At 62.9% G+C, this 10,439-nt stretch carries 12 protein-coding genes; 2 read left to right on the top strand and 10 right to left on the bottom strand.

The annotated features are described in order from the left end of the window. Window positions 1-51 precede the first annotated feature (51 nt). On the bottom strand, window positions 52-1,335 hold the full coding sequence (locus tag NKJ78_RS30500; protein WP_352460219.1) for a cystathionine gamma-synthase family protein: 1,284 nt from the start codon (window positions 1,333-1,335) through the stop codon (window positions 52-54). 123 nt (window positions 1,336-1,458) lie between these two features. Between NKJ78_RS30500 and NKJ78_RS30495 the strand changes: the two genes are divergently transcribed. Then, window positions 1,459-1,917 carry an Lrp/AsnC family transcriptional regulator gene (locus NKJ78_RS30495; protein ID WP_023690839.1) on the top strand — a complete coding sequence of 153 codons (459 nt, stop codon included), beginning with the start codon at window positions 1,459-1,461 and terminating at the stop codon, window positions 1,915-1,917. Between the two features lie 48 nt (window positions 1,918-1,965). Here NKJ78_RS30495 and NKJ78_RS30490 read toward each other — a convergent pair whose 3' ends face one another. From NKJ78_RS30490 to NKJ78_RS30470, 5 genes are read right to left on the bottom strand one after another with little or no spacing between them, the layout of a single operon-like run. After that, window positions 1,966-2,937 (bottom strand): ABC transporter substrate-binding protein, encoded by a 972-nt coding sequence (locus NKJ78_RS30490; RefSeq protein ID WP_023682178.1) that lies wholly within the window; start codon window positions 2,935-2,937, stop codon window positions 1,966-1,968. A 38-nt stretch (window positions 2,938-2,975) separates the two neighbouring features. Then, window positions 2,976-4,130: an ABC transporter permease gene (locus tag NKJ78_RS30485; RefSeq protein WP_352460218.1), complete on the bottom strand. Its 1,155-nt coding sequence runs from the start codon at window positions 4,128-4,130 to the stop codon at window positions 2,976-2,978. Continuing rightward, entirely contained in the window at window positions 4,127-5,005 is an 879-nt protein-coding gene (locus NKJ78_RS30480) for an ABC transporter permease (RefSeq protein ID WP_352460217.1), read from the bottom strand. Before NKJ78_RS30480 ends, NKJ78_RS30485 begins: the two co-directional genes overlap by 4 nt. Continuing rightward, the gene (locus NKJ78_RS30475; RefSeq protein ID WP_502903298.1) at window positions 5,006-5,539 is read right to left on the bottom strand and encodes an endonuclease domain-containing protein; all 534 of its coding nucleotides are present in this window, start codon (window positions 5,537-5,539) and stop codon (window positions 5,006-5,008) included. It lies immediately after the preceding gene. Next, window positions 5,532-6,323: an ABC transporter ATP-binding protein gene (locus NKJ78_RS30470; protein WP_023687997.1), complete on the bottom strand. Its 792-nt coding sequence runs from the start codon at window positions 6,321-6,323 to the stop codon at window positions 5,532-5,534. Before NKJ78_RS30470 ends, NKJ78_RS30475 begins: the two co-directional genes overlap by 8 nt. A 110-nt stretch (window positions 6,324-6,433) precedes the next feature. Here NKJ78_RS30470 and NKJ78_RS30465 point away from each other — a divergent pair, with 110 nt between their 5' ends. Next, entirely contained in the window at window positions 6,434-6,838 is a 405-nt protein-coding gene (locus NKJ78_RS30465) for a cupin domain-containing protein (RefSeq protein ID WP_502901638.1), read from the top strand. Window positions 6,839-6,855: 17 nt separating this feature from the next. Here NKJ78_RS30465 and NKJ78_RS30460 read toward each other — a convergent pair whose 3' ends face one another. From NKJ78_RS30460 to NKJ78_RS30445, 4 genes are all read right to left on the bottom strand, one after another. Next, window positions 6,856-7,239, bottom strand: a complete 384-nt coding sequence (locus NKJ78_RS30460; protein ID WP_031194883.1) for a hypothetical protein — start codon at window positions 7,237-7,239, stop codon at window positions 6,856-6,858. A 16-nt stretch (window positions 7,240-7,255) separates the two neighbouring features. Next, the gene (locus tag NKJ78_RS30455; protein WP_023668216.1) at window positions 7,256-7,633 is read right to left on the bottom strand and encodes a hypothetical protein; all 378 of its coding nucleotides are present in this window, start codon (window positions 7,631-7,633) and stop codon (window positions 7,256-7,258) included. After that, window positions 7,630-9,081, bottom strand: coding sequence for a dihydropyrimidinase (hydA, locus tag NKJ78_RS30450; RefSeq protein WP_023682186.1), 1,452 nt, complete (start codon window positions 9,079-9,081; stop codon window positions 7,630-7,632). Before hydA ends, NKJ78_RS30455 begins: the two co-directional genes overlap by 4 nt. 62 nt (window positions 9,082-9,143) lie before the next feature. Next, the gene (locus NKJ78_RS30445; protein WP_023690832.1) at window positions 9,144-10,394 is read right to left on the bottom strand and encodes a Zn-dependent hydrolase; all 1,251 of its coding nucleotides are present in this window, start codon (window positions 10,392-10,394) and stop codon (window positions 9,144-9,146) included. Between the last annotated feature and the right edge of the window lie 45 nt (window positions 10,395-10,439).

The raw sequence follows: 10,439 nt of genomic DNA, 5'->3' as shown, positions 1-10,439 counted from the left end.
GCCGACGCTGCCAAGACGATCGCCCCTTTCCTGATATCTACAAGCGAGCTATCAGACCGCTGCCAGCGCCTGCGTCAGGTCGGCGATAAGATCGTCCGGATGCTCGACGCCGATCGACAGCCTGACCGTGGTCTCCAGCACGCCAATGCGCTGGCGCACGTCGAAGGGAATGCCGGAGTGCGTCATCGCCGCCGGGTGGCTGGCGAGTGACTCCGTGCCGCCGAGGCTCACCGCCAGCTTGAATATTTGCAGCCCGTTGAGAAATGCGAAGGCCGCCTTCTCTCCGCCTTTGATATCGAAAGAAAATGTCGACCCGGCGCCGCTGCATTGCGCCTTGTAGGCCCGTCCCGCTGCCGTATCCTCGCCCAGGAACGGCAGGTAATGCACCTTCTCGACCTTGGCGTGATCGCGCAGGAATTCGGCCACGAGCCGCGCATTGTCGTTGGCGCGCTCCATGCGGATGGACAGCGTCTCCAGCGAGCGGCCGAGCATCCAGCAGGAATGCGGGTCGAGTTGCGTGCCGATGGCGCCGCGCAGCGCCTTGATCGGCTTGGTCACCGCCTTGCTGCCCATCGCCGCACCGGCGATCAGGTCGGAATGGCCGCCGACATATTTGGTCAGCGAATAGACGGAGACATCCGCGCCATGTTCGATCGGTCGCTGGAACACCGGGCCGAGCAGCGTGTTGTCGCAGACGATGATCGGCGTTGATCCTTGGCTTGCGCCGATCTCGTCGGCAAACTTCCGGATCAGTGCGATCTCGACCAGGCTGTTGGTCGGATTCGACGGCGTTTCGATGAGAATGACCGAGACATGCCCCTTCGCCACCGCTGCATCAGCAGCGGCCCGCACCGCCTTGTCGTCGACGCCGTCGGCGAAGCCGACAGCGCCGATGCCGAAGCCGGACAGCGTGCGCGTCAAAAGCGTCTCAGTGCCGCCGTAAAGCGGCTGCGAATGCAAGATGACATCGCCCGGACGGGCATAGGCGAGCAGCGTGGTGGCGATCGCCGACATGCCGGACGAGAACAGGATGCAGGCGTCCGTTCCCTCATAGACCGCCAGCCGGTCCTCGACGATCTCGGAGTTGGGATGATTGAAGCGCGAATAGACCAGGCCGGACGCCGTGCCGCTCGGCGGCTCCTTGCGGCCGGATGTGTAGTCGAAGAAGTCGCGCCCCTCCTCCGCCGATTTGAACACGAAGGTCGAGGTCAGGAACACCGGCGGCTTGACGGCGCCTTCCGACAGTTGCGGATCGAAGCCATAGCTCAACATCAACGTTTCCGGATGGAGCTTGTGGTTGCCGATGTGGGTTTTCGACGGGCGCGGCGCGGTCATGGCTTTTCCTGCGTTCTAGAGGAGTCTCGTCCAGCAATTTATGCGATCCCGGTCCACCAGTCCTTGCTATTTTCGGCCTCGCATGGCTGCATCCCGGCAACAAATTGCCGAGCGAGAGCAAAAGTGCAGCAGAAGATAGCCGACGATTTCGACCGCAAGATCCTGCGCGAGCTGCAGGCCGACGCCCGCATCACCAACAATGAGCTTGCGGAGCGCATCGGCCTGTCGCCGTCGCCATGTTTGAGGAGGGTACGCCGGCTGGAGGAGGCCGGCATTATCCGGGGCTATACCACGCTGGTTGATCCCTCAGCCTTCGGCTGGAACATGGTCGCCATCGCCACCGTTCGGCTCAGCCGCCAGAACGAGGACGAGATCGTCATGTTCGAGGACGCCATCCGCGGGTGGGAGGAGGTGCTGGAATGCCACCTCGTCACCGGGTCGCGCGACTATGTGCTGAAGGTGGTGACCGGCAGCCTCGAACAGTACGAGCGCTTCATCAAGGAAAAGATCGCGCGGCTGAAATGCGTCGCTTCGATCGAGACCAGCTTCGTCATGAACACCATAAAGGAACGGCGCCTCTGACATTTGGCCAAAGGCGCCGCTCTCGAGGTCGAAATTGCCTGGCCAGGCTTATTTGATCGCCTTGTCGGTGATGGCCGTGGTGTAGGCGCCGGTCGGCGCCTTGGTGATGATCTTCTGGTCGAGCAGCGCCTTGGCGGTGCGCTCGTAGGTCGCCGGGTCGAGCTTGCCGTCGGCATTGTCGATCAGCTTGGCGACTTCGCTCATCATCCGCTTCTGGTGGTTTTCGTCCTGGCCACCGCCGTCCATGACAATGCCCGCGGCCTCGTCATTGTTGTCGATGGCATATTTCCAGCCCTTCATCGAGGCGCGCACGAAACGCACCATCTTGTCTTCGAAAGCCGGATCCTTGAGCTTGTCTTCCGAGGCGTAGAGCCCGTCCTCCAGCAGGTCGTTGCCCATCGCCGAGTAGTTGAACACGGTCAGCTGGTCCGGCTTGTAGCCGGCATCGATCAGCTGCCAGTACTCGTTGTAGGTCATGACCGAAATGCAATCCGCCTGCTTCTGGATCAACGGCTGCACGTCGAAGCTCTGCTTCAGAACCGTGACGCCGTCCGGGCCGCCTTCGGTCTTCAGGCCGAGCTTGTTCATCCAGGCGTAGAATGGATATTCGTTGCCGAAGAACCAGACGCCGAGCGTGTGACCCTTGAAATCGGCTTCGGTCTTGATCGGGCCGTCCTTCGGACAGACCAGCTCCATGCCGGCCTTCTTGAACGGCTGGGCGATGTTGACCAGCGGCACGCCCTTTTCGCGCGCGGCGAGTGCCCCGCCCATCCAGTCGACGATGACGTCGGCGCCACCGCCGGCGATCACCTGCTCGGGTGCGATATCGGGACCGCCCGGCTTGATGTCGACGTCGAGGCCTTCGGCTTCATAAAAACCCTTGGCCTTGGCGACATAGTAGCCGGCAAACTGCGCCTGCGTGACCCATTTCAGCTGCAACGTCACCTTGTCGGCGGCCATTGCCTGGAACGCGGCCAGCGACATCGCGCCGGCCAGCATCGGTATGATCAGTCTTTTCATGTTTTTACCCTCTGAAGTTAACACCCGAACCCACCGCCCTATCCACCACGGACAGAGGGATGCCAAAACGTGACGGCTCTCTCGACGAGAGCGACCACGCCATAAAAGACCGAACCCGCCAGTGCTGCAACTGCGATTTCGGCCCAGACCATATCGATGTTCATCCGCCCGACCTCGGTCGAGATGCGAAAGCCCATGCCGACGACCGGCGTGCCGAAGAACTCGGCGACGATGGCGCCGATCAGCGCCAGCGTCGAGTTGATCTTCAGCGCGTTGAAGATGAAGGGCGCTGCCGCCGGCAGCCGGAGCTTCAAGAGTGTTGGCCAGTAGCCCGACGCATAGGTGCGCATCAAATCGCGCTCCATATGGCCGGAGGCGTCAAGACCGGCAACCGTGTTCACCAGCATTGGGAAGAAGGTCATGATGATGACGACCGCGGCCTTGGACGGCCAGTCGAAGCCGAACCACATCACCATGATCGGCGCCACACCGATGATCGGCAGCGCCGAGACCATATTGCCGATCGGCAGCAGACCGCGGCGCAGGAACGGCACGCGGTCGGCCGCAATCGCCACCAGGAAGCCGGCGCCGCTGCCGATGACATAACCGAAGATCACCGCCTTGAAGATGGTCTGCCTGATATCGGCGCCGAGCACCGGCAGGGAACTGGCGATGCGCACACCGATGGCGCTCGGCGGCGGCAAAAGGATGAAGGGAATGCCGGCGCCACGCGTCACCGCTTCCCATATGATCAGGATCCAGGCGCCGAAGATCGCCGGGATGATGAGGCGCAGCGCCATCCGCGCCCCTTTTGCCATCGGGCGAAGCCCCGACAGCACCGCCACACAGCGCCAGGCCAGCAGCCAGGCAGCGGCGAGCAGCAGGAAATACGGCGCCAATGCGGTGCCTTCGAAACCTGTAATGCCCGAGATCAGCATCCAGGCGACGAGATGAGCGCCGATGAACAGCACCGCAGCCTCGGCCAGCGGCGAAATTCTGATCATCGAGATCAGCCCTGCCAGCACGGCCAGGCCGATCATCGGGGTCTTTATCCCGAAATAGGGGTAGTCGAAGCTTGCCGTCGGGTCTGCAAGGGCGGCCGCTTCCGGCTTCGACATCGCACCGAGCGCGACGGCGACGAGGCACAGCGCAACGGCCAGCACGGCTTGCCAGGAGGGCTTCAGCCAGTTCATGCCGGCCTCCCGCCCATGGCGCGGTCAACGAGGCGCCCGGCTATGCCGACCACCATGACCAGAAGGGCCGCCACCACCGAGCCCGCCACAAGGGCGGACCAGATGTCGATGGACTGGCTGTAATAGGCACCTGCCAAAAGCTTGGCGCCGATGCCGGCGACAGCACCGGTCGGCAGTTCGCCGACAATGGCGCCGACCAGGCTCGCCGCCACCGCCACCTTCATCGAGGTGAACAGGAACGGCACCGAGGCCGGCACCCGCAGCTTCCAGAAGGTCTGCGAGACACTGGCATTGTAGGTGTGCATCAGGTCGAGATGCATGAGTTCGGGCGAGCGCAGGCCCTTCACCATGCCCACCGTCACCGGGAAGAACGACAGGTAGGTCGAGATCATCGCCTTTGGGATCAGACCGCTGATGCCGATCGCCCCCAGCACGACGATGATCATCGGCGCCACCGCCAGAATGGGAATCGTCTGGGAGGCGATGATCCACGGCATCAGGCTGCGGTCGAGCGTCGCCACATGCACGATGCCGACCGCGATGACGATGCCGAGCGCCGTGCCGAAGGCAAAGCCGAGCAACGTCGACGACAGGGTCACCCAGGCATTGTAGACAAGGCTGCGGCTCGATGTGATGGGCCGCAGGAAGGTGTTCTCGAAGAAGTTCACCGCCACCTGATGCGGCGCCGGCAGCCTCGGCTTGGGCTGCGACAGCGTCTTGCCGATGAATTCGACGGTGCCGTGGGTTTCGCCGGCGCGCCGGTCGAGGTCGCGCTGGAAGGGCGCGTTTAGGATGACGGCGAAGACATACCAGAGCACCACCATGCCGAGGAGGATGGAGGTCACGGGGATGAGTTTTTCGCGGAAGGTGTCCATCTATCGCGCCTCGCCAGCGGGGCGCCCTCCTCTCCCCAACGGGGAGAGGGTGGCCGGAGCGAAGCGGAGGTCGGGTGAGGGGGTAGAAATCTTTCCGCCGAGACAAGCCAAGATCGTATCCAGGACCGCTCGGCGCTCAGCCAAAACTTCGTGATTCCAGAAGCGCAGAACCGAATAACCTTGTCCGTTCAGCCAGGCTGTCCTGGCGGGATCGGTCAGTGAATCCGCGTGTTGGCTGCCATCAAGTTCGACAATCAGCCCCTGCTCGCGGCAGACGAAGTCCGCGATGAAAGGTCCGAGCGGCACTTGCCGCACAAATTTGTAGCCGTTGAGATGACGTCCTCTCAATTCCCCCCAAAGCCGGTATTCAGCTTCGGTCTCGTCAAACCGCAGCTTTCGGGCGCGAGCGGTTGCCCCGACATTTCTCTTGGTCGGATCCGTCGGCGCCGCCCCCTCACCCGACCTCCGCTTCGCTCCGGCCACCCTCTCCCCGTTGGGGAGAGGAGCCAGCCGGTCGTTCGCCCCATCAATCATCATAGCTGTGCCCTGCCCTCAAGCCATCGCGCACGCGGGCCGCGATCGCCAAAAATTCCGGCGTCTCGCGGATGTCCAGTGGCCGCTCCTTTGGCAGCGTCGATTCGATGATGTCGGTAACCCGACCTGGGCGCGGCGACATGACGACGATGCGCGTTGACAGATACACCGCCTCGGGGATGGAATGGGTGACGAAGCAGATCGTCTTGTTGGTGCGCGCCCACAATTCCAGAAGCTGTTCATTGAGATGGTCGCGCACGATCTCGTCCAGCGCGCCGAAGGGCTCGTCCATCAGCAACAGGTCGGCGTCGAAGGCGAGCGCGCGGGCGATCGAAGCGCGCTGCTGCATGCCGCCGGAAAGCTGCCAGGGGTATTTCTTCTCGAAGCCGGAGAGGTTGACGAGCTCCATCGTGCGCTTGATGCGCTCGGCCTGCTCCGCTCTCGAAAGGCCGATGATCTCCAGCGGCAGCGCCACGTTACGCTCGATCGTGCGCCACGGGAAAAGGGCTGCCGCCTGGAAGACGTAGCCATAAGCGCGTTTCTCGCGCGCCTGTTCCGGCGTCATGCCGTTGACCGAGATCGTGCCCGATGTCGGTTTTTCCAGATCGGCGATGACGCGCAGCAAGGTGGTCTTGCCGCAGCCCGATGGGCCGATGAAGGAGACGAACTCGCCCTTGCCGATGGTCAGGTCGACATTGGAGAGCGCCTCTACCGGACCGTCATTGGTCTGAAAGGTAAGGCCAAGTCTGCTTGCCGAGACGACGGCTGGCGATTGTCCCGTCATCGCTTGCTGCCTGCCTCTCGCAGCCGCCCAGGATGAAATGCCGTTGCATTCGCGTTGATGTTGCTTTCCACTCGTCCAATCCCACCCAATCGACGCCCGGAGCCTTGCCGATGTCGCCCAAACCCACTTGTCACCTTATCCGTCCTGAAAGCACTTATGAAGGCAAGCAGGGATTGACCTATTTTGCCGGCATTGCAGCCGAGACGGTCGGCTCGTCCGGCATCTGCATGCATCTGCTCACCCTGCCGCCTGGCGCCAGCGCCAAGGCGCATCTGCATGAAAGCCATGAGACGGCGATCTATGTGCTCTCGGGCGAGGTCCACACATGGTATGGCGACAGGCTCGAGAACCACATCGTCGTCAAGGCCGGCGACCTCTTCTACATCCCGGCCGGCGTACCGCATCTGCCGGCCAATCTGAGCAACGCCCCGTCCTCGGCCGTCATCGCCCGCACCGATCCCAATGAACAGGAAAGCGTCGTCCTGTTGCCGGAACTGGATGCGCTGGTGGCCTGACGCTGACGGGACTGCCGTCATTTGCACCGCGCCACTTCGCCCATGACATTGCCGTCGTCGTCGGCGACCGTCAGCTTCTTGGCGTTCTTGGCGCTGCGCTTGATGGTGAATTTGGTCGGCTCCTGTCCTTCTTCGCCTTCCGCCTCGCATGTTGCCGTCACCACCAGCGACCCATCAGCCTGCGCCTGCTTGTCCGTGAAGGTGCAGGCGCTGGCGGCGGTGACCAATGCCTCGTCGGTCAAAAGCAGCATCCGATCGGCGGCGACTTCCTGGCCGTTGCGGTTGATGCAGCCATATTTGTCCCCATAGGGTTTCGTCAGGTCGATGCCTGCCGCAAGGGCCTGACCCGCAGCCAGAACGACTACCATCGCAACAGACGGCCCCAAACCGCGCGCGCTCATTCCCCCAGCTCCAACGTCACGAACACGGTTGCAACGGCCCCATTTCTTCAAGACCGGGAATGGTCACGAAGAACCCACCCTCGCCCTTGTTGGTGACCACAACGGTTTCAGCCGTCGTCCCCGCCTCGCCTTCGGCGGAACAGGTCGCATCAAGCGATTGCGTGCCCGGCGCCCACGTCAATTGCTGCGCGAACCGGCAGCCGCTGCCATAGGTCTCGATGCCTTCGGCGGTCAGCACGATATAATCGTCCCGGCCCTGAAAACCGGCCTTTGCAAAGACACAGCCGGCATCGTTGCCCCAGGAGCCGGCCAGCCTCTCGGCCCCTGTTGCCGGACCAGCGACCACCATCGCCACGACCAGTGAAATGAGCGCCCCCGGGCTCCGCAACGTCAAACGCCTGTCGCCGGAATGCCGGTGCGTTCCACCTTGCGCGGCGCGGTAATGTCCTTCCAGGTCGACAGCGCCCGGTTGACCGCCGCGTTCGGCTCGCGGGCGACGAATTCGCCATGGCCGGGCTTGGCCTTGACCTCCGCTTCCTCGACCGACAATTCGCCGCGCGAAAAGACGAAGCGCGGCAGCCCGGTCACCTCAAAACCTTCGAAGACGTTGTAGTCGATCACCGATTGCTGCTTCTTCGAGGTGATGGTCTTCTTGGCGCTGGGGTCCCACACCACGATGTCGGCGTCCGCGCCTTCGACGATGGCGCCCTTCCTAGGATACATGTTGAGGATCTTGGCGATGTTGGTCGAAGTCACCGCGACGAACTCGTTCATCGTCAGCCGCCCGGTGTTGACGCCCGTCGTCCACAGCACGGGCAAGCGGTCTTCAAGCCCGCCGGTGCCGTTCGGGATCTTGGTGAAATCGCCGACGCCATTGCGCTTCTGCTTGGTGGTGAAGGCGCAGTGGTCGGTCGCCACCACCTGCAGCGATCCCGCCTGCAGGCCGGCCCACAGCGAATCCTGGTGCAGCTTGTTGCGGAAGGGCGGGCTCATGACACGACGCGCCGCATGGTCCCAATCCTTGTCGAAATACTCGCTCTCATCCAGCGTCAGATGCTGGATCAGCGGCTCGCCGAACACCCGCATGCCTTTCTGGCGGGCGCGGCGGATGGCTTCGTGGCTCTGCTCGCAGGACACATGCACGACATAGAGCGGCACGCCGGCCATGTCGGCGATCATGATGGCGCGGTTGGTCGCCTCGCCCTCCACTTCCGGCGGCCGCGAATAGGCGTGTCCCTCGGGGCCATTGTTCCCAGCAGCGAGCAACTTTTGCGACAGCGCCGCAACCACGTCGCCATTCTCGGCATGCACCAACGGCAGCGCGCCGAGGTCGGCGCAGCGCTGGAACGACGCGTACATCTCGTCGTCGTCCACCATCAGCGCGCCCTTGTAGGCCATGAAATGCTTGAACGAGGTAATGCCCCTGTCGACGACGGTGGCCATCTCGTCGAACACCTGCTTGCCCCACCAGGTGATCGCCATGTGGAAGGAGTAGTCGCAGGCAGCCTTCGAGGTCTTGTTGTCCCACATCTGCAACGCTTCCAGCAGCGATTGCTGCGGCGCCGGCAGGCAGAAATCGACCACCATCGTGGTGCCACCGGAAAGGGCCGCACGCGTCCCGGACTCGAAATCGTCGGCCGAATAGGTGCCCATGAACGGCATTTCGAGATGGGTGTGCGGATCGATGCCGCCCGGCATGACGTAACAGCCGCTGGCGTCGAACTCATGGTCGCCATGCAGGTTCGAGCCGATGGCGACGATCTTGCCGTGCTGCATCAGCACATCGGCCTTCCAGGTGCGGTCGGCGGTGACGATGGTGCCGTTTCGGATGACTTTGGTCATTGTCGTGTTCCCTTGTTCTCTTCGCGCTTCTTGTGAGCGTCGTTTTGAATACAGATCTTAGTTCACGCCACGATCCCCGCTGTCTCTACCACCGCATGGAACAGCACGTCGGCGCCGGCGCCGGCCCATTCCTTGGTGATTTCCTCAGCCTCGTTGTGTGACAACCCGTCAACGCAGGGGCACATCACCATGGCGGTCGGCGCAACGCGGTTGATCCAGCAGGCGTCGTGGCCGGCGCCGGAGACGATGTTGCGGTGGGAATAGCCGAGCCGATCGGCGGCGTCGCGGATCGCCTTGACGCAGCCGGCATCGAAGGTGACCGGATCGAAAGCGCCGACCTGCTCGACCTTGTACTGGATGTCAAGCGCCTCACAGATTGTGTCGATGCCTTCGCGTATGCGCCCATCCATCGCGTCCAGCACTTCCTTCTCGGGCGAGCGGATGTCGATGGTGAAGACGGTGCGCCCGGCGATGATGTTGCGCGAGTTCGGAAACACCTCCATGTGGCCGACCGCGCCGACGGCGTCGGGCTGGTAGTCCATGGCGATCTCGTGCACCAGTTCGATGACCCGAGCCATGCCGAGCCCGGCATTACGGCGCTTGGGCATCGGGGTCGAGCCGGTATGCGCCTCCTTGCCGGTCAGCGTTACCTGCAGCCATTTCAGGCCCTGGCCGTGGGTGACGACGCCAATGTCGATGCCTTCGTCCTCGAGGATCGGCCCCTGCTCAATATGCAGTTCGAAGAAGGCGTGGATCTTGCGATCACCGACTTTCTCGGTGCCTTTCCAGCCGATGCGCTCCAGCTCCTCGCCAAATTTCCTGCCCTGTTTATCAGTGTGCTGATACACGTCCGCCTGATCGAGCACACCGGCGAACACGCCGGACGCCATCATAGCCGGGGCAAAGCGCGAGCCTTCCTCATTGGTCCAGTTGGTAACGACGATCGGATGCCTGGTCTGGATGCCGAGATCGTTAAGCGAGCGAATAATCTCCAGCCCGCCGAGCACGCCGAGCACGCCGTCATATTTGCCGCCGGTCGGCTGCGTGTCGAGATGGCTGCCGACATAAACCGGCGGCAGGCTGGGATCAGCGCCTTCCCGGCGGGCAAACATGGTGCCCATTTCGTCGAGCCCCATTTCGAGCCCGGCCGCCTCGCACCAGCGCTTGAACAGATGCCGTCCCTCGCCGTCCTCGTCGGTCACGGTCTGGCGATTGTTGCCGCCGGCAATACCGGGGCCGATCTTCGCCATCTCCATGATGGAATCCCACAAACGGTCTGAATTGATTCGCAGATTCTCGCCCGGGGCGGCCATGCTCTAAAACCTCATCGGTTGCGGGGCGGCGGCGTCCCCCTCCCC

It is taken from the genome of Mesorhizobium sp. M0037 (genome assembly GCF_040323635.1).
In the GTDB taxonomy this organism is placed as follows: Bacteria; Pseudomonadota; Alphaproteobacteria; order Rhizobiales; family Rhizobiaceae; genus Mesorhizobium.
This window is presented reverse-complemented; position numbering and strand designations above follow the sequence as displayed.

What these genes read in the sequence shown, in the direction of transcription:
- NKJ78_RS30500 (WP_352460219.1), bottom strand. Translation starts at nt 1,335, where the DNA reads ATGACCGCGCCGCGCCCGTCGAAAACCCACATCGGCAACCACAAGCTC.
- NKJ78_RS30490 (WP_023682178.1), bottom strand. Translation starts at nt 2,937, where the DNA reads ATGAAAAGACTGATCATACCGATGCTGGCCGGCGCGATGTCGCTGGCC.
- NKJ78_RS30485 (WP_352460218.1), bottom strand. Translation starts at nt 4,130, where the DNA reads ATGAACTGGCTGAAGCCCTCCTGGCAAGCCGTGCTGGCCGTTGCGCTG.
- NKJ78_RS30480 (WP_352460217.1), bottom strand. Translation starts at nt 5,005, where the DNA reads ATGGACACCTTCCGCGAAAAACTCATCCCCGTGACCTCCATCCTCCTC.
- NKJ78_RS30475 (WP_502903298.1), bottom strand. Translation starts at nt 5,539, where the DNA reads ATGATTGATGGGGCGAACGACCGGCTGGCTCCTCTCCCCAACGGGGAG.
- NKJ78_RS30470 (WP_023687997.1), bottom strand. Translation starts at nt 6,323, where the DNA reads ATGACGGGACAATCGCCAGCCGTCGTCTCGGCAAGCAGACTTGGCCTT.
- NKJ78_RS30465 (WP_502901638.1), top strand. Translation starts at nt 6,434, where the DNA reads ATGTCGCCCAAACCCACTTGTCACCTTATCCGTCCTGAAAGCACTTAT.
- NKJ78_RS30460 (WP_031194883.1), bottom strand. Translation starts at nt 7,239, where the DNA reads ATGAGCGCGCGCGGTTTGGGGCCGTCTGTTGCGATGGTAGTCGTTCTG.
- hydA (WP_023682186.1), bottom strand. Translation starts at nt 9,081, where the DNA reads ATGACCAAAGTCATCCGAAACGGCACCATCGTCACCGCCGACCGCACC.
- NKJ78_RS30445 (WP_023690832.1), bottom strand. Translation starts at nt 10,394, where the DNA reads ATGGCCGCCCCGGGCGAGAATCTGCGAATCAATTCAGACCGTTTGTGG.